The sequence below is a fragment of the Thalassotalea ganghwensis genome, from assembly GCF_053485795.1.
Window position 1 is genome coordinate 103,553 of the sequence record NZ_JBQRUM010000014.1, and the last position, 17,426, is coordinate 120,978.

18 protein-coding genes are annotated in these 17,426 nt (G+C 40.5%); 6 read left to right on the forward strand and 12 right to left on the reverse strand.

Going from position 1 to position 17,426, the window contains the following annotated elements:
- The first annotated feature begins 10 nt into the window (after positions 1 to 10).
- Together ACSLUH_RS14310 and dolP are read left to right on the forward strand one after the other, a co-directional pair.
- Positions 11 to 601, forward strand: a complete 591-nt coding sequence (locus ACSLUH_RS14310; protein WP_448568159.1) for a phosphoheptose isomerase — start codon at positions 11 to 13, stop codon at positions 599 to 601.
- A gap of 1 nt (position 602) precedes the next feature.
- Positions 603 to 1,178, forward strand: a complete 576-nt coding sequence (gene dolP, locus ACSLUH_RS14315; RefSeq protein ID WP_448568161.1) for a division/outer membrane stress-associated lipid-binding lipoprotein — start codon at positions 603 to 605, stop codon at positions 1,176 to 1,178.
- Positions 1,179 to 1,287: 109 nt separating this feature from the next.
- On the opposite strand, the gene ACSLUH_RS14320 is transcribed toward dolP, so the two are convergent.
- From ACSLUH_RS14320 to imuA, 11 genes are all read right to left on the reverse strand, one after another.
- Positions 1,288 to 1,761, reverse strand: coding sequence for a ClpXP protease specificity-enhancing factor (locus ACSLUH_RS14320; RefSeq protein ID WP_448568163.1), 474 nt, complete (start codon positions 1,759 to 1,761; stop codon positions 1,288 to 1,290).
- A complete protein-coding gene (sspA, locus tag ACSLUH_RS14325) occupies positions 1,761 to 2,402 on the reverse strand; it encodes a stringent starvation protein SspA (RefSeq protein WP_448568165.1) in 642 nt (213 codons plus the stop codon). Before sspA ends, ACSLUH_RS14320 begins: the two co-directional genes overlap by 1 nt.
- An 84-nt stretch (positions 2,403 to 2,486) precedes the next feature.
- A complete protein-coding gene (locus ACSLUH_RS14330; protein ID WP_448568167.1) occupies positions 2,487 to 3,188 on the reverse strand; it encodes a cytochrome c1 in 702 nt (233 codons plus the stop codon).
- Positions 3,188 to 4,450, reverse strand: a complete 1,263-nt coding sequence (locus ACSLUH_RS14335) for a cytochrome b (protein WP_448568169.1) — start codon at positions 4,448 to 4,450, stop codon at positions 3,188 to 3,190. Before ACSLUH_RS14335 ends, ACSLUH_RS14330 begins: the two co-directional genes overlap by 1 nt.
- Complete coding sequence (petA, locus tag ACSLUH_RS14340; protein WP_448568171.1) at positions 4,450 to 5,040, reverse strand: ubiquinol-cytochrome c reductase iron-sulfur subunit; 591 nt, start codon at positions 5,038 to 5,040, stop codon at positions 4,450 to 4,452. Before petA ends, ACSLUH_RS14335 begins: the two co-directional genes overlap by 1 nt.
- 322 nt (positions 5,041 to 5,362) lie before the next feature.
- Positions 5,363 to 5,755, reverse strand: a complete 393-nt coding sequence (gene rpsI, locus ACSLUH_RS14345; protein WP_448568173.1) for a 30S ribosomal protein S9 — start codon at positions 5,753 to 5,755, stop codon at positions 5,363 to 5,365.
- 3 nt (positions 5,756 to 5,758) lie between these two features.
- The gene (gene rplM / locus ACSLUH_RS14350) at positions 5,759 to 6,187 is read right to left on the reverse strand and encodes a 50S ribosomal protein L13 (RefSeq protein WP_448568175.1); all 429 of its coding nucleotides are present in this window, start codon (positions 6,185 to 6,187) and stop codon (positions 5,759 to 5,761) included.
- Between the two features lie 242 nt (positions 6,188 to 6,429).
- Positions 6,430 to 6,828 carry a hypothetical protein gene (locus tag ACSLUH_RS14355; RefSeq protein ID WP_448568177.1) on the reverse strand — a complete coding sequence of 133 codons (399 nt, stop codon included), beginning with the start codon at positions 6,826 to 6,828 and terminating at the stop codon, positions 6,430 to 6,432.
- Positions 6,829 to 6,838: 10 nt separating this feature from the next.
- Positions 6,839 to 10,030, reverse strand: coding sequence for an error-prone DNA polymerase (locus tag ACSLUH_RS14360; protein ID WP_448568179.1), 3,192 nt, complete (start codon positions 10,028 to 10,030; stop codon positions 6,839 to 6,841).
- Between the two features lie 10 nt (positions 10,031 to 10,040).
- Entirely contained in the window at positions 10,041 to 11,450 is a 1,410-nt protein-coding gene (locus ACSLUH_RS14365; protein WP_448568181.1) for a Y-family DNA polymerase, read from the reverse strand.
- Between the two features lie 5 nt (positions 11,451 to 11,455).
- On the reverse strand, positions 11,456 to 12,142 hold the full coding sequence (imuA, locus tag ACSLUH_RS14370; protein WP_448568183.1) for a translesion DNA synthesis-associated protein ImuA: 687 nt from the start codon (positions 12,140 to 12,142) through the stop codon (positions 11,456 to 11,458).
- 307 nt (positions 12,143 to 12,449) lie between these two features.
- On the opposite strand from imuA, the gene ACSLUH_RS14375 reads away from it, so the two are divergent.
- Positions 12,450 to 13,220 (forward strand): EAL domain-containing protein, encoded by a 771-nt coding sequence (locus tag ACSLUH_RS14375; RefSeq protein WP_448568185.1) that lies wholly within the window; start codon positions 12,450 to 12,452, stop codon positions 13,218 to 13,220.
- A 62-nt stretch (positions 13,221 to 13,282) separates the two neighbouring features.
- Positions 13,283 to 13,840 carry a GNAT family N-acetyltransferase gene (locus ACSLUH_RS14380; protein ID WP_448568187.1) on the forward strand — a complete coding sequence of 186 codons (558 nt, stop codon included), beginning with the start codon at positions 13,283 to 13,285 and terminating at the stop codon, positions 13,838 to 13,840.
- A gap of 319 nt (positions 13,841 to 14,159) precedes the next feature.
- On the opposite strand, the gene zapE is transcribed toward ACSLUH_RS14380, so the two are convergent.
- The gene (gene zapE / locus ACSLUH_RS14385) at positions 14,160 to 15,275 is read right to left on the reverse strand and encodes a cell division protein ZapE (protein WP_448568189.1); all 1,116 of its coding nucleotides are present in this window, start codon (positions 15,273 to 15,275) and stop codon (positions 14,160 to 14,162) included.
- A gap of 145 nt (positions 15,276 to 15,420) precedes the next feature.
- On the opposite strand from zapE, the gene ACSLUH_RS14390 reads away from it, so the two are divergent.
- Both ACSLUH_RS14390 and ACSLUH_RS14395 read left to right on the forward strand, forming a co-directional pair.
- Positions 15,421 to 15,885 carry a Z-ring associated ZapG family protein gene (locus ACSLUH_RS14390; protein WP_448568191.1) on the forward strand — a complete coding sequence of 155 codons (465 nt, stop codon included), beginning with the start codon at positions 15,421 to 15,423 and terminating at the stop codon, positions 15,883 to 15,885.
- A gap of 66 nt (positions 15,886 to 15,951) precedes the next feature.
- On the forward strand, positions 15,952 to 17,304 hold the full coding sequence (locus ACSLUH_RS14395; RefSeq protein ID WP_448568193.1) for a Do family serine endopeptidase: 1,353 nt from the start codon (positions 15,952 to 15,954) through the stop codon (positions 17,302 to 17,304).
- The last annotated feature ends 122 nt before the right edge of the window (positions 17,305 to 17,426 follow it).

Below are 17,426 nucleotides of genomic sequence, written 5' to 3' on the forward strand. Positions count from 1 at the left end.
TACCAGCTTTATGTTTGAACGAATAAAAAGTAATTTCACCGAGAGCATACAAACTAAAATAGCCGCCAGTGAAGTTATTGCCGCACCTTTGGAACAAGCAGGAATGCTACTTGTACAATGCTTGTTAAATGGTCAAAAGATATTGGCATGTGGCAATGGTGGCTCTGCAGTGGTTTCGCAACACTTTGCCTCAATGTTGTTAAATCGTTATGAGGCAGAGCGCCCGAGTTTACCGGCCATTGCGTTAACCACAGATAGTAGCACCATGACGTCGATCGCTAATGACTATCACTGGAACGATGTTTTTTCTAAACAAGTGAGAGCATTAGGAAATCATGGCGATGTCTTACTCGCAATCTCAACCAGTGGTAATTCGAAAAATGTCGTTAAAGCCATTGAAGCCGCTGTGGCGCGTGATATGCCAATCGTTGCATTAACCGGCGATGATGGCGGTGATATCGCTGGCCTTTTAGGTGAAACCGATGTTGAAATTCGTGTACCGTCAGCACGAGCATCAAGAATTCAAGAGGTGCATTTGTTGGCGATACACTGCCTATGTGACCTTATTGACAGTACCTTATTTCCACAGGAAGAGCATTAAAATGAAAATATCTCATTCATTAACGATTATCGCCAGTGCACTATTACTACAAGGCTGTATGGCTGCCGCCGTGGTTGGTGTTGTTGGCGGCGCTAGCGTAATTTCTGACAACCGAACCATTGGCACCCAACTGAACGACCAACAATTAGAGCTAGACGCTCATGCCGCGTTGAACCAAATAGAAGGATTAAAAGATCAAACGAACCTGCAAGTTGTCAGTGTTAATGGCAGTGTACTTATTGTTGGGCAAGCGCCAAGCGCCCACTTGAAAAACTTAGCGATTAAGACCATCGAAAAGCTTAACGGTGTTAAACAAGTCTATAATCAAATACGTATTGGTAATGTCACATCGTTAACCACCCGCAGTAACGATGTGTGGCTAACCTCAAAAGTCAAAACCGCACTTTTCAAAAGCGACTCGTTAGACGCTGCCAACGTCAAAGTTGTCACCGAAAATGGCGAAGTATTTTTAATGGGCTTAGTTAAAGCCAATGACGCTGAAAAAGCCGTTAACATAGCGCGCCACGTCGGAGGCGTAAATCGGGTCTTTAAAATGTTTGAATACGTCAGTCCATAATACCAATTACATTAAATATTTAATGTAATTGGTATAAGTTTTCATTTTGCCAAAACGCATAAAAAAACCACCTGTCGGTGGTTTTTTATCAGCTAAATATCAACCAGTTTTATTTAACAACCGTTAAACTTGGCTTACCTTTTTTCGGCTTTGAGGAATTTTCATCATCGCCTTGTTCCATCGACGTGTCACTATCAACGCTTTGTAAACTGGCAGATGACGAAGATTGCTCTTCAAGTGTTTCATTTTCATCTACTTCAGGGTGCTCGATAGGTAATTGAGTACCCGCACCATTTTCTTTTGCGTAAATAGCAGCTACCGCACCAAAAGGAATGACAAGGTGCTCAAGCTTCCCGGAAAATCGTGCGCTAAACTCTATGTTGTCGCCCGCCATTGATATTGCGCCAACTGCAGACGAAGAGATATTGAGTACAATTTGGCCATCATTAACATAAGCCATAGGCACCAAAACGCCGTATACCGAAACATCAACGACAATATACGGCGTTAAACCGTTATCAGATATCCAGTCATAAAAAGCTCTAACTAAGTAAGGCTTACTCGACGTCATGGTATCTTTCATTAGTCGGCATTCCCAAAACGCAGTTCACGCTCAGCTTCAGTCAGTGATGCTTGGAACGAATCACGTTCGAATAACTTAAGCATGTAAGACTTTAACTCTTTGGCGCCTTGACCAGTTAACTCGATACCCATCGCTGGTAAACGCCATAACAACGGCGCTAAATAGCAATCAACCAAGCTAAACTCTTCACTCATGAAATAAGGTGCTTCATTTAAGATTGGCGCTACGCTAAGTAAGCTCTCTTTCAGCTCTTGACGTGCTTTCTCTGCTTGCTCAGCGGTACCGTTAAAGATGACTTTAGCTAAACTATACCAGTCATTCTCAACACGATGCATCATTAAACGACTGCGACCGCGAGAAACAGGGTACACTGGCATTAATGGTGGATGCGGAAATCGCTCATCTAAATACTCAATAATAATTGATGCTTCATAAAGTGCTAATTCACGATCAATTAGTGTTGGTACAGTACCGTAAGGGTTAAGATCTAATAGATCTTCCGGCAAGTTTGCCAAGTCGACCAAATGTATATCGACACCAACGCCTTTTTCCGCTAATACGATACGTGTTTGGTGACTATACATATCATCTGCATGAGAATATAACGTCATTACAGAGCGCTTGTTTGCAGCTACGGCCATTTCGCCTCCAATGTTTAATAATATAAAACTATAAAAGGGGGCAAGTGCCCCCAAGAAAGACTTAGTGTTACCACTTATTCACAATTAGTGAACGTCTCTCCAATATTCAACCTTCAGCAGGTAAGAGAAAATTAGCAAGATAACTAAAAATCCAATTACCCAGTATCCCATTGCTTCACGCTCTAACTTGTTTGGCTCAGATACATAAGCCAAGAAATTAGTTAAATCGCGAACAAAGTTGTCATATTGCTCAGGTGTCATTTTACCACCTGTCGCTGGTAATAAATTACCATTTTCATCAAGGGTTTGAACCCCTTGTAAATTTTGCAATACGTGAGGCATACCGACATCTTTAAAGATTTTGTTGTTCACACCAAACGGACGCTCGGGGTCAGCATAGAATGAGCGTAAGTAAGTATAAATATAGTCGGGCGTCTTTCTTAGACGAGCTTCTAACGTTAAGTCAGGTGGTGTCGTACCAAACCATTTTGCCGCTTCTTTCGCTGGCATATTATTGGTAATGTGATCACCTGCTTTTTCACCTGTCGGCATCCAGTTAGCAACGCCCTCTTCTTCACTAATACCTAAATCAGCGAAAGTACGGTTGTAACGTTGATATTGCAGTTGATGACACGCAAGACAGTAGTCTAAGTAAGATCTAAAGCCTCTTTTTAATGATTCCTTGTCTGATAAATCAATATTGGATTTATCAAGTTCAACGGCAGGACCAGCAGCAAATACCAAAGTTGGTAATATGGCTAATAGTGCGATAATTAACTTTTTCATTATCCTGTTACCCTCTCTGGAACTGGCTTAGTTTTCTCATTCTTACTGTATACCCATAAGGCAACAAAGAAACCAAAATAACCAAAGCTTGCTATTATACCAATTAAGTTGTTCAAATCTGTCGCTGGCTTAGTACCTAAAATACCAAGAATAATGAAACAGATCGCAAACTGGATAAGGTTTAACGTATGTAACTTGCTGCGATAACGAATTGACTTAACCGTGCCACGGTCAAACCATGGTAGTGCGAATAACATTCCGATGGCAGCGAACATTAAAATAGCACCCATCAGCTTGTCAGGAACGACACGTAAAATCGTATAGAACGGACCAAAGTACCATACCGGAGCAATATGCTCTGGCGTTTTTAAACCGTTAGCCGGTTCAAAGTTCGGTGCTTCAATAAAGTAACCGCCACCTTCAGGTGCAAAGAACATTACCCAACAGAAACCGATTAAGAATATGACAACCGCGACCAAGTCCTTAACGGTGTAGTAAGGATGGAACGGGATTGCATCAACAATATCATACTTGCTGGTATATTGTTTATGGAAAGTAAACTTACTTTGCTCTGCTTCAGGCACACTGCCTTTTGGCTTTTTAATATCGGTTCCATCAGGATTGTTTGAACCTACTTCATGCAACGCTAAGATATGTAAGAAAACTAAAACAACTAATACTAATGGTAAGGCGATAACATGCAATGCGAAGAAACGGTTTAACGTTGCGCCAGAGATAACATAGTCACCTTTGATCCAAATGGTTAAATCTTCACCGATAACAGGTATAGCACCAAAGAGCGAGATAATTACCTGAGCTCCCCAATATGACATGTTACCCCATGGTAATAAGTAACCCATGAACGCTTCAGCCATAAGCACTAAAAAGATGAACATACCGAAGATCCACAATAATTCACGTGGTTTTTGGTAGGAGCCATACATAAGGCCACGGAACATGTGCATATAAACAACAATAAAGAACGCGGAAGCACCTGTTGAATGCATGTAACGTAACAACCATCCGTAATCAACGTCGCGCATGATATATTCAATCGAAGCAAATGCGCCATCACCAGATGGTTCATAGTTCATTGTTAGCCAGATGCCGGTAAGGATTTGGTTAACTAAAACAACGGTCGCTAAAATACCGAAAACATACCAAAAGTTGAAGTTCTTTGGAGCAGGATACTGAGCAGCATGCTTGTTGATCGCATCCATTAACGGTAAGCGTTTTTCTATCCAAGCCATAAAGTTATTCATTATGCTTCTCCTGGGGCGACACCAACTAACAAGGTGCTATCATCTGGGAACGAATGCTCTGGAACAACAAGGTTTAATGGTGCCGGTACCCCTTGGAATACACGACCAGCCATATCAAATTTAGAACCATGACATGGACAGAAAAAGCCATCTTTAACACCTTCAACTTTTTCTTCGAAATCACCTTTGTGATACGTTGGAGCACAGCCTAAGTGAGTACATACACCTAAAGCCACCATAAACTCAGGTTTGATAGAGCGGTGTCCGTTAGCTGCGTATTCTGGTTGTTGAGGCTCTTGCGACTGCGGATCTCGCAATTGATCTTCATGATTTGCTAACGACGACACGATTTCATCGGTTCGGCGTACAACATAAACAGGTTTACCACGCCATTCGGCACGAATTAATTGACCAGGCTCTATTTTGCTAACATTGACTTCAACTGGAGCACCCGCTGCTTTCGCACGAGCACTTGGGTTCCAGGATCCAATGAAAGGCACAGCCACACCGACAACACCGACACCACCAACTACCGAGGTAGCCGCAGTTAAAAAGCGTCGACGGCCGTTATTCACGGGCGCATTGCTCATCCAACATCTCCAATTATTATTCTATTTAAATGTATCAACAGTAAACACAACTAAAAGATTTACTGCCAATCATCATTCAAACAAACTAGCGACAAAAAAATTTTTACGATCATAAAGAAAAGCCCCATTTTTTACAAGGGGAAATTCACTGAATGCTCAGTCAGATATGTATAAAAGTAGTGGTAAAAATTGAGAATTTCCATGCTTTCTACTTAAAGACACACAAAGAAGCGAAATAGCATAAAATTTCATCAACCCTAATAAAACCGCAGACATAAAAAAGCCGACATAAATGTCGGCTTTTGAAACGATAAAGTAAAAATTAACGTTTTGAAAATTGTGGCTTTTTACGAGCCTTGTGTAAACCAACTTTCTTACGTTCAACTTTACGAGCATCACGAGTAACGAAACCAGCTTTACGTAAATCACTACGTAAAGTTTCGTCAAACTCCATTAATGCACGAGTAATACCGTGACGGATAGCACCAGCTTGACCAGAAATACCACCACCTACAACAGTGATATTGAAGTCAAACTTTTCTAACATTTCAACTAACTCTAATGGTTGACGAACAACCATACGAGCAGTTTCACGACCGAAGTACTCAGAAATGTCACGCTTGTTAATTGTGATTGCACCGTTACCAGCTTTCATAAACACACGAGCAGTTGAGCTCTTGCGACGACCAGTACCGTAATATTGATTATCAGCCATTGCTTACAGCTCCAAAAGTTGTGGTTGTTGTGCAGCATGCTTGTGCTCAGCACCAGCATACACTTTAAGCTTACGGTACATTTCACGACCTAAAGGACCTTTAGGTAACATACCTTTTACTGCGAACTCAATTGCACGCTCTGGCGCTTTTTCAATTAACTTTTCAAAGCTAATTTGCTTAAGACCACCAGGGAATTCAGTATGCGAGTAGTAAATTTTACCTTTCGCTTTGTTGCCAGTAACCTTAACTTTCTCAGCATTGATAACTACGATGTAATCACCGGTATCACAGTGAGGAGTATATTCTGGCTTGTGCTTACCGCGTAAACGGCTAGCAATTTCAGTAGCGATACGACCAAGAGTCTTGTTCTCAGCGTCCACTAGAAACCATTCGCGTTGTACGCTTTCTGGTTTTGCTACAAAAGTTTTCATTTAAAAAACCCATTATTAATAATGTTACTAAAAAACAGCCTATTACATAGACCATCAGTTAAAAGGCTACGCCATTACCCCTTCGAGTATCGAGCCCCTTGTCTACTTCTTTGGGAAGATAATAGACATTTGTAACGTTAGGGAGCGCGGATTATACAGAATTATTTTTTAAAGATCACGTATATTTTTCAAGCAGGTTGAAGTTTTTTGTTTGTCATTGTGACGGTTGTCTGCCAAGAGATTTATAAAAATAGAGCATCCGGTTTACTAATGGTGCCAATGGCCTCTTCATACAATGCTTTTTCACGTTCTGCCTCGGTTAGAATTCCGACAAAAGGTGTCGATCGCCTTAGCCTTTTCATCTGCGCACTCTCTTCTACCACACCTTGAATAAATTGTTCACTGTCATCGTATAACTCAAGTATTGAGAGCCATGTGATATAACCGCTATAAGATAGTCGCCCATTCTCTCGATAAGAGGTTAATGTTTGATGTACTTGAGGCAGTAATTCAGGGTGGTTGACGAGTTTTTTTGCCATAGCAAAATGAATGACCGTTATTTGTTTATCAATGTAGTCATCTTTAATGCTTCTCTTGGAAACCTTGTATGGTCGATGTTTTTTATTATTACGTTGACTCATTTTTACTTTGCTAATGGAAATCTCTGGAATACGTGGCTAAGTCATCAAAATGATCAGTTAGATCAATTAAGCGCCCTGCAATCACATGGACCACGTTCTTCTCTCGTTCAATAATGCCTTTAACTTTCAGGATACGCGCTGATAAAAAACATTGTTTTTGCGCTCTCGCTGTCGCCATCCACACAACAACGTTAATATTACCTGTTTCATCTTCTAGTGTCATAAATGTTACCCCAGAAGCTGTGCCTGGACTTTGCCGACCGGTGACAACACCCGCTACCGTGACAACCGATTTATGTCTCGCCTGTATTAACTCTTTAGCCGTAAAACAATGTGATAATTGGCCTGCTTGGCGTAATAAACTTATTGGATGGCTTTCTAAACTCAGCCCTGTTGCCGCATAGTCTTCAAGTAACTCATCATAACACGTCGGTTTAATATGATAGTCAATATCACGCTCTTGTTCTTGATCACTCAATACGGCTTTCACTTCGTTCGTTGAAATCAACTCATTCAATGAAGATAAGGCACTTGTCGAAGAATGCTCATGGGTTAAATCAAATTCTTTCGTTGCAGAAAATAGCGGAAGTTGGTGCTCACTGTCCATTAGCTGCCAGCGAGTAGTGTAACGATCCCCTGATAATACTTTAAAAGCGTTAGCGCTCGCCAGTGCGGTTAATTGATCTTGCCTAAGTCCTAATTGGTGTATTTGCCCTAAATACTGATAACCACCTGCGGGTCGTTTTGAAATTAAACGCGTCATCTGCTGCTCATTCACACCTTTTACTAAACATAGGCCCAGTTGAAGTACGTAACCATCACCACTATCGGTCAGGGTATGTAGCCATGATGAATGGTTCACGCATACTGGCATTACCATAACTTGGTGGCGTTTAGCATCTTGTAAGAGTTGTGATGGTGAATAAAACCCCATTGGCAAGCTATTTAATAAGGCACAGTAAAACACCTCAGGATAATAATACTTAAGCCACGCTGAAACGTACGCCAAAACAGCAAAGCTAGCAGAGTGTGATTCAGGAAAGCCATATTCTCCAAAACCACAAATCTGTTCAAATATTCGTTCCGCATACTCGACCTGATAGCCGCGCTCGGTCATACCGTCAATAAGCTTTTGCTTAAAACGGTTAAGTTCACCCGTTTTCTTCCATTTTCCCATAGCTCGACGAAGTTGATCAGCTTCACCGCCACTAAACCCTGCAGCAACCATGGCAAGCTTTATTACCTGCTCTTGAAAGATGGGTACGCCTAAGGTTCGAGAAAGCACTGACTTAACTTGCTCGGAAGGATAAGTGACGGCTTCTTCACCCGCTCGTCTCTTTAAATAAGGGTGCACCATTCCACCTTGAATCGGTCCCGGCCTAACAATTGCAATTTGTACGACCAAATCATAATAATTAGCCGGTTTAAGCCGTGGCAACATACTCATTTGCGCTCGTGATTCTATTTGAAAAACCCCAACGGTATCCGCTTGTTGGATCATTTGATAAACCTTGGCATCATCCTGCTGTTTAGTAATGCTTGCTATCGTTAACTCGCGCTGATAATGCCGTTTAATGAGCTTAAATGCCTTGCTAATGGCACTGAGCATCCCAAGCGCTAAGACATCAACTTTTAATAACTTTAATGCCTCTAAGTCATCTTTATCCCATTGGATCACCGTACGATCTGCCATCGCTGCATTTTCTACCGGCACCAATTCATATAAAGGTCCTTGAGAAATAATAAAACCACCAACATGCTGTGATAAATGACGTGGAAACCCCTTGATTTCATTGACTAACTCAATGAACAAACGCCCTTGTTGACTTTCATAAGATAATCCCAACTCGCAAACTTGATCTTGCCAGGAGTGTTGTCTATCACGGCGATTGATTTGTTTAATAAAATAATCTAATTGCGTTTCATTAATGCCCATCACTTTGCCGACGTCACGAATCGCACTTTTCAATCGGTAAGTGATCACAGTGGCAGCAATAGCAGTGCGCTCTCGACCATATTTTTGATAAATATATTGAAAAACTTCCTCACGCCGTTGATGCTCAAAGTCAACATCAATATCAGGAGGCTCTTTGCGCTCAAGTGAAATAAAACGCTCAAACAATACCGATATCTGACGAGGGTCAACCGAGGTGATCTCTAAACAATAACAAACAACAGAGTTAGCCGCGGAGCCTCGACCTTGATATAAAATACCCTGCTGTTTAGCAAACTGTACAATGTCATAAATCGTGATAAAGAAGTGTTCATAATTAAGTTGCTTGATTAAATCGAGCTCCTTATCAATGATTTGATTAATTTCATCAGGCACTCCCTCAGGAAAGCGCTTTGCTTTACCTTGTTCAACTAAGTTCGCCAAATATTGGCTAGGTGTATAATGTTCAGGGATAAGCTCTGCAGGATATTCATATTGCAGTTCAGATAAATCAAAAGAGCAACGCTTTGCTATGTTAACCGACTCCTCGATCCACTGTGCTTTAAATAATTTATAAATTTTAGCTATCGAACGTAAACTTCGTTCACCATTACTCAGCGCCTGTTTACCGAGCTTATCCACCGTTGTACCGGCGGCAATTGCCGTTAATACCTGTTGCAATGGCAAACGATTTCGGCGGTGCATTAACACTTGACCACAAGCGACAATAGGTAAATTAAAACGCTGCGCTACTTGTTGACAATAATCAATATAGTGATGCTCCGCCGAAGTTAACTCCCTCGTTATTCCCAACCATAAACGTTGTTGGTAATATTTAGTAAGCCATGCCCCCCAAAAATCATCGCTGCTTTGGTCATCCATCGGTTGCCAGATCACTAAACAATGCTTAATTGTCTTTAAATCCCATTCATGAAGCTCGTATTCTCCTTTAATGCAACGGCGACGACTATTGGTGATCACGCGGCATAACTCAGCATACGCCTTGCGGCTCGGACACAGTAAAGTCAACTGTACTTGCTGCCCGGTTGCTAACGTTAACGTTACTCGACTACCGACAATGAGTTTTATTGATAATTCGTTTTCCAAGATACAACGATAGGCTCTCACCACGCCAGCAACAGAACATTCATCAGTTATCGCTATTGCTTGATAGCCATATTGCTCAGCTTGCAATACCAATTCTTCAGGATGAGACGCACCAACTAAAAATGAAAAGTTGCTTTGACAAACTAACTCAGCATAAGACATCGACCACCTCTCATGCAAAATACCCGTGAACAAACCAACGACTATCCTGCCGCCTAAATAACCAACACCATTGACCCTGCTCGTTATAGCCAACGTAATAGTCTCGAATAATAGGCTGTTGCCACCAACCACTTTCAATGCGCTCTGGCCCTTGTGTGATAACAACCTGTTCGATTAAAGGTTGTGGACTTGATAATAAATAACTTGGCCTTAACCGTGCGACATCCCTCTCTTCGCTAGCAAAACTAGCGCTTGTAAGTACCAACTGACTGGCAAGCTCTGGGCGGTGGTCACTTAATAATATCGGACGAAAAACTTTACTTTTACCCAATTTAGCGGTTAATAATCCCGTTAATTCCTCAAAGCTCAGTTGGTCATTGACTTTTTGTTCAAAAAAATCATAAACAGGCAGTTTCTTTTCAACAAAGTGAGCCACTTCAATTGTCAGTGCAGTCACAGGAGCTTTTAACGGTTGCCTTTCTAAATGTAGGTTAATCAAATTCAGCCACTTATGTTGATCATCCTCTGGTGCTGCACTTTCAATAAAAATTGAAAGTGGTTTGCACTCACGCTGTATTAACGTCAGCAAAATCGATTGTGTGGCTAAATTTCTTACCCTTAGAAAATGACTAAGCTTGGCAATCACTTTAGTAAGTGGCCTTATCAACACCGTGACTTCTTTAATTTCATAAAGTAACTCAATATATTGATAAAACTTGAGCTTAGGTTGATAAAAACTCAGCTTTAACGGAATACTTCCCTTAATTTGTTGCCAATAATAGATGAAGGTATTGTCAACACGAGCAGCCAATGCTTTGGTTGGCAAGCTATCAAGCTGAGCAAAGGTTTTTATCCCTAAACGCCTTAGTTGCGTTTGATGCTGAGTAGATTTAAAAACTCGTTCAATTGGCAGTGTCGCTAATAACTGGTCAACAATATTTTCTTCCGTGGTGATCTTATCGACATGAGCCTGAGCCAATAATTTAGCCGCTAACGGTGTTATCGCGGTTGCATAATGCACATGAACATTCATTCCTGCTAATAATTGATGAATCTTTTGCCACAGCACACCAACATCTCGATATAGAGCTAACATATTGTCAATTTTTAAAAACAATCCATTAGGACGATCAAGCGCTATATCAGCGACAAAACGATACAAACACTCAGCAATGAAGGTTAATTGCTTAAACTCTAATTCCTCTTGATACGGAAGCACGGTCAACGAATGACACAAGGCTGAAGCTGTTGCCAACCCCATCCCACAACTTAGTCCGGCCTGCTTAGCAGGTTCATTGATTTGAATAATCTCATTACGTCTTGCATCAACGATAGCAATCACTTGCTGGCGTTGTTGCTCGCCATTATCAATAAGTTGATCAAGCTGCAATGAAGGGAAATACAAGTAAAGCCATAACATCAGTCTTAACTCACTTGCGTTACCTTTTGAAGGTGAGCTGAAAGCGACACCACATTATTGCTTATTGGCTGCTTAACTAAATCCGGCCAATACTCACTCATATCAACATCGAATTTAGCATGACTTCGTCCAGCTCTTCGCTTATGGATGGTAACAGCTACACCTCGAACACTTGGCGATAATTCCATACTCAAGGCCACTGGTAAATTCATCGTCAATGAATGATTTTGACGAAAGACAAATAAGTTACTTTCTCCTCGCTCTGCTGCTAACACTAAGCGACGAATATGTAAAAGCTCTAACGCTTGCTGCCATAACAAGACGCAACTTACACAGCCGCTTTTTAAACATTGCTCAGCACACCAAAGTGCTTCAGCATCTTGTGTATCAACGAATAAAACCTGAGATAACACTATCGAATGCTTAACTAAAAACTCACTATTGAGCATTGCTGGTGCACCAATAAATATCATCAACTTCTGTTGTTGCTGCTGTAAATAAGGCATTAATACCCGTAATTCACCAATGCCATTGAGCGTTTTAATTTCAATAACACTGGCTGGCGGAAAGCCACCTGATAATCGTTGGTCCAATGCGGGATAGCCACTAGCATTACCTTCTCGCTCAGATGCCTGTTCAACACCACGCCACAACCAACGCTTATTCTCTAGTGCTTTAATATAGGCATTCATATTACACCCACCACAAAAATACTGTATAAAAACACAGTATAGAAGAGCATCAAATAAATGTAAATATGTGAGGTGGCTCTAAACAAGCAGAACTTAGCTAAGCTAATATTTTTACTCGAAAAACAGAAAATAAAATGATTTGATAGCAAGGTGGTTACCTTTTGATTTTATGAGCGCCATGTTCTATAGTCAAAATCATCCAAGGAAGACAATTAAAAGCTATTAATTCCTATGATTTAGCAAACAATATAGGTAATACTCCTTTTACTTTCTTCACTTTAAAAACATAACAGGTTAGGTCTGATTAATGAGCGATTTAGAAAAAAACAATAATGTATTGTCATGTGCTAATTGTGCCGATAAGTCGCTGCTAAATTTTGACTTCACCATGGCCTTTCAGCCAATCGTTCATTGCCAAACGGAAACTATTTTCGGTTATGAAGCCTTAGTGAGAGGACTCAATAATGAATCGGCCTACTCGATTATTTCACAAGTTACCGACGATAATCGTTATGCATTTGATCAACAATGTCGTGTTAAAGCCATCACCCTAGCTGCAAAATTAGGTGTTGATAGTATGCTGAGTATCAACTTTTTACCAAAAGCGATATACCAACCTGAACGCTGTATTCGTACAACGTTAATGGCAGCCAAAGAGCATAACTTCCCGATCAAGCAAATTATGTTTGAATTTACCGAAGTCGAAAAAATTGACGACAGCGATTTTATCAAACATATCGTTAACTCTTATCAATCAATGGGGTTTAAAACTGCAATTGATGACTTTGGTGCAGGTTACTCTGGTTTAAGCTTACTGGCCGATTTTCAAACCAATATTATCAAACTGGACATGAAGCTTATCCGAGATATTGATAAAGACAAAGCTCGTCAAATTATCATTAAAAACTGCCTTACCATGTTCAAAGACTTCAAGATAACCACACTTGCTGAAGGAATTGAAACTTATGAAGAAATGCTGTGGTTAAAAGAAGCAGGTGTTGATTTAATGCAAGGTTATTTCTTTGCAAAACCTGGATTTGAATGCTTACCAGAGGTTAACTTCAATAAACGAGACTAAGTTAACCGATGAAATAATTAATGGTATAACTACTCCCTACACAATGAATAACGGACGTCATTTTGGATAAACTACCAGAAATATTTACTGAAAATTTAGTGATCACTATTTTAAAGCCGGAGGAGTATTGGTATTTACTCAATTATGAGAAACATAACCAATCTCACCTTGCCCAGTGGGAGCCGTTAAGAGAAGAATCTTATTATAATGATAAAACCGCCAAAGAGCGTGTCAAAACCAATTACCAAAACTTTCTCGCCGGAACATGCCTTCCTTTTGTCGGTTTAGATAAAAAAACCAGCGAAGTTCTCGCTCTAGCGACATTCTCAAATATTGTTTATGGGGTATTTAGGGCTTGTAACTTAGGGTACTCTATTGATGAACGTTATCAAGGTAAGCAGTTGATGCATGAAATGCTCAGCGCATCTATTGATTATGTGTTTAACGAATTAAAGCTTCACAGGATCATGGCCAATTATATGCCTTCAAATATTCGCAGTGCCAACCTTCTTCAACGCTTAGGGTTCGAGCAAGAAGGGCTAGCCAAGTCCTACTTAAAAATTGCAGGACAGTGGCAAGACCATATTTTAACGTCAAAGATCAATCCCAATGATTTATAACACCAACTGTTAACCCTTTAATACCAATTAGTTTAATTATTTGATCATTCAGCTAGAATTAAAAGGCTTAGAGGCAAGGCATTGATTGCAGGTAATGGTCATTCTCTTATCAAGATCAATAACGAAGCATATAAGCCTTTTAAACTAGCCCTTGGGGAGCTTGTCAGGAAAGTGATAACTTCACAAATTTCTTTGATGGAGAATGCTACAACAGCATCAATTTACTTGGTTCGCACGATCCTGACATAGCTCTGAACTGGCTAAATATTTACGCTAATTGGTATAACTTTCATTCATTAACCATGAGGTATCAATCCAGCTAAGGTAAGTGCTCACTTGCTAAATAATCTCGCGATTGCATTTCTTGTAAACGGCTCAAACAACGCTTAAATTCAAAGACTAAACCACCATGACTATATAAAGACTCCATCTCTACTTCAGCAGAAATAATTAATTTCACTTTGCGTTCGTAAAATTCATCAACTAAAGCAATAAAACGTCTTGCGGCATCATCACAATCGACGTTCATTTGTTTAACATTAGCGAGTAAAACCGTATGATACAAACGGCTAATTTCCATATAGTCACTTTGACTACGAGCAGATTCACACAAGGTTGAAAAATCAAAGTGCACGACGCCTTCGGCTTCCTCAACCGTGAGTAGCTTACGTTGATTAATGGTGATTTCTTTAGCTTTTGTACCTGGCTCATTAGCAAGCTGTGAAAAATAGGTATTTAGGTTTTGTGTCGCTTTTGCATCAAGCGGATAATGGTATATTTCAGCTTGCTCTAGTGTTCGTAAACGGTAATCGACACCGCTATCAACATTAACCACTTCACAGTGCTGATTTATTAACGCGATTGCAGGTAAAAAACGAGCTCGTTGCAAACCATTTCGATACAATTCATCAGGAATAATATTTGAGGTTGCTACTAACGTTACATTATGAGCGAAGAGCTCTTCAAATAATGTCCCAAGGATCATGGCATCGGTAATATCGGAAACAAAAAACTCATCAAAACAAATAATACAAGTTTCTTGAGCAAACCGCTTGGCAATAATTTTTAGCGGATCCGATTGGCCTGCTAATGTTTTTAACTCCTGATGAACTCTGTGCATAAAGCGGTGAAAATGCACACGCATTTTATTTTCAAACGGTAAGCAATCATAAAAGGTATCAACCAAATAGGTTTTCCCTCGGCCTACGCCGCCCCAAAAATACAAGCCTTTAACTAACTGCTCCTCTTGTTTTGCAACAACACGCTTCCAACGATTAAGTACTTTCTTAAAGCCAGTGACAGGAAGCGGTTTGGTTTGCAAGTCTTCATATAAACGCTGCAGATGCTTAACGGCATTTTCTTGCGCGGCATCATATTGAAAATCATCTCGCGTTAAATCTTGGTTATACTTCTCAAGAGGGGAAAGTTTAATCATTTATTGACCGTTTTCTTATCAATTCGAACATTAATGCTTGAAAATAAATAATTACAAACATATTTATTAGGTAAGTATAAATAAGCGCGTTATATTAATCTCTACTTTCACGCAATTTTTTCTAAATCTGATCAAGGTGTATGCTATGGATGTTGTAATCAATCTCATTTTTTTAGTCATTGGTGGTGCAATCGGCTTTTTCGCCAGTAAATACTTTTCGGCATCGTCCATTGAAAATAAAAAGCTTGCTTCACAAGCCAGTGAAAGTGAAGCTGCTCTGGCGCAATATAAACTCGACGTTGCTGAGCACCTCGATAGCTCAGCCAGTTTGCTCGCGCAAATGAACGAAACCTGTCAAAAAGCCATGGCGCAAATGGAGCAAAGTACGCAATTATTACAACAGGCAACACCACAACATATCGATGCGATGCCGTTTTTCTCTAAAGAAACCCAAGAGCAGTTGGCACAAACGGCTAAACTTCGCCACCAACGACATGAGAAAAGCAGACGTGATAGCGCAACTGAAGCCCCATTAGATTATTCTGGCCAAGCAAGTGGCTTATTTAGCGATAATACACATACTGTTACAAAGACAACTGCTGACGATTAGGAACTAAATTTTTATTGTTGAGTCAGTAATAAGGTAAAAATACTTTAGTAAGGAGTAATCTCTAGTATGAAAAAACTTTCTGTAATTTGTAGTTCTATACTACTTTCGAGCACTTTCGCACTATCTTCATTACCTGCTTTAGCTAACCTACCCATGCAAGTTAATGGTCAACAAATGCCAAGCCTTGCGCCTATGCTCGAAAATGTAACGCCTGCTGTCGTACTCATATCCGTACAAGGCACTCACGAAGCACAACGAATTCCAGATGCCTTTAAATTTTTCTTTGGTAATCCAAGAAATGCTCCTTCTCAAGAAAGGCCTTTTCGTGGTTTAGGCTCTGGTGTCATTATTGACGCCGATAAAGGCTACATTGTGACCAACAATCACGTCATCAAAGAAGCAGATAAAATTCAAATTACCTTAAAAGATGGTCGTCAACTCGAAGCCAAGAAAATCGGTGCTGATGAAAACTCTGATATTGCCTTGTTGCAAGTAGAGAGTGAAAATCTGGTCGCTATCAATATTGCTGACTCGGATAAATTGCGTGTCGGTGACTTTGCTGTCGCTATTGGTAGCCCTTTTGGTCTAGGCCAAACCGTAACTTCAGGTATCGTGAGTGCGCTTGGTCGAAGTGGTTTAAACAATGAAAACTACGAAGACTTTATTCAAACCGACGCTGCGATTAATAGCGGTAACTCTGGTGGTGCCCTAGTAAACTTACGTGGGGAATTAATCGGTATTAATACCGCCATTATCGGCCCAAATGGTGGTAACGTCGGCATTGGTTTTGCGATTCCAAGCAATATGGTCAATAACCTCGTCAGTCAAATATTAGAATTTGGCGAAGTTAGACGCGGTGTGTTAGGCGTTTCAGGTTATAGTGTTAGTGGCGAAATCGCTAAAGCAATGGAGTTAGAGGCAAGTCAAGGTGGTTTTGTTGAACGAGTAACCCCAGACTCCGCAGCGGCAGAAGCGGGTATTGAAGCCGGTGATGTAATTACTGAAGTCAATGGTAAAAAAGTGAAATCATTTAGTGAGCTTAGAGGAAAAATAGGCTCGATTGGCGCGGGTAAAGAGGTCACATTAACCGTTGTCAAAACTAACGGTAAAACCAAAACCTACACAGTAACGCTAAAGCGTGACCAAAATTCAAATGTTGAACCTGCGAGCATTCATCGAATGCTAGAGGGAGCTGAGCTTAGTAACCTTGATAATGACAAAGGTGTTTCTGTTGACAATGTCGATGATGATTCTCCGGCACAGATGATTGGCCTTCGCAAAGGCGATGTCATTTCAGGTGTTAACCGCGTTCGGATCAGCAACATTGGCGAGCTAAGAGAATTTCTTGCGGAGTCAACAGGGATTTCATTGTTAAAAGTGATCAGAGGTAACTCTGTCCTTTATATCCGCATTAGATAGTCGCTCATACTAGAGCGTGTTGATCTTTGATGTACATTTTTGCAGCAGTTCATTTGAAGTTTATACAAGACAGAGCCTATGTCATGTGGTTATTCCCCATAAATAGGCAATAACGAAGTAGA

What these genes read in the sequence shown, in the direction of transcription:
- ACSLUH_RS14310 (WP_448568159.1), top strand. Translation starts at nt 11, where the DNA reads ATGTTTGAACGAATAAAAAGTAATTTCACCGAGAGCATACAAACTAAA.
- dolP (WP_448568161.1), top strand. Translation starts at nt 603, where the DNA reads ATGAAAATATCTCATTCATTAACGATTATCGCCAGTGCACTATTACTA.
- ACSLUH_RS14320 (WP_448568163.1), bottom strand. Translation starts at nt 1,761, where the DNA reads ATGAAAGATACCATGACGTCGAGTAAGCCTTACTTAGTTAGAGCTTTT.
- sspA (WP_448568165.1), bottom strand. Translation starts at nt 2,402, where the DNA reads ATGGCCGTAGCTGCAAACAAGCGCTCTGTAATGACGTTATATTCTCAT.
- ACSLUH_RS14330 (WP_448568167.1), bottom strand. Translation starts at nt 3,188, where the DNA reads ATGAAAAAGTTAATTATCGCACTATTAGCCATATTACCAACTTTGGTA.
- ACSLUH_RS14335 (WP_448568169.1), bottom strand. Translation starts at nt 4,450, where the DNA reads ATGAATAACTTTATGGCTTGGATAGAAAAACGCTTACCGTTAATGGAT.
- petA (WP_448568171.1), bottom strand. Translation starts at nt 5,040, where the DNA reads ATGAGCAATGCGCCCGTGAATAACGGCCGTCGACGCTTTTTAACTGCG.
- rpsI (WP_448568173.1), bottom strand. Translation starts at nt 5,755, where the DNA reads ATGGCTGATAATCAATATTACGGTACTGGTCGTCGCAAGAGCTCAACT.
- rplM (WP_448568175.1), bottom strand. Translation starts at nt 6,187, where the DNA reads ATGAAAACTTTTGTAGCAAAACCAGAAAGCGTACAACGCGAATGGTTT.
- ACSLUH_RS14355 (WP_448568177.1), bottom strand. Translation starts at nt 6,828, where the DNA reads ATGAGTCAACGTAATAATAAAAAACATCGACCATACAAGGTTTCCAAG.
- ACSLUH_RS14360 (WP_448568179.1), bottom strand. Translation starts at nt 10,030, where the DNA reads ATGTCTTATGCTGAGTTAGTTTGTCAAAGCAACTTTTCATTTTTAGTT.
- ACSLUH_RS14365 (WP_448568181.1), bottom strand. Translation starts at nt 11,450, where the DNA reads ATGTTATGGCTTTACTTGTATTTCCCTTCATTGCAGCTTGATCAACTT.
- imuA (WP_448568183.1), bottom strand. Translation starts at nt 12,142, where the DNA reads ATGAATGCCTATATTAAAGCACTAGAGAATAAGCGTTGGTTGTGGCGT.
- ACSLUH_RS14375 (WP_448568185.1), top strand. Translation starts at nt 12,450, where the DNA reads ATGAGCGATTTAGAAAAAAACAATAATGTATTGTCATGTGCTAATTGT.
- zapE (WP_448568189.1), bottom strand. Translation starts at nt 15,275, where the DNA reads ATGATTAAACTTTCCCCTCTTGAGAAGTATAACCAAGATTTAACGCGA.
- ACSLUH_RS14390 (WP_448568191.1), top strand. Translation starts at nt 15,421, where the DNA reads ATGGATGTTGTAATCAATCTCATTTTTTTAGTCATTGGTGGTGCAATC.
- ACSLUH_RS14395 (WP_448568193.1), top strand. Translation starts at nt 15,952, where the DNA reads ATGAAAAAACTTTCTGTAATTTGTAGTTCTATACTACTTTCGAGCACT.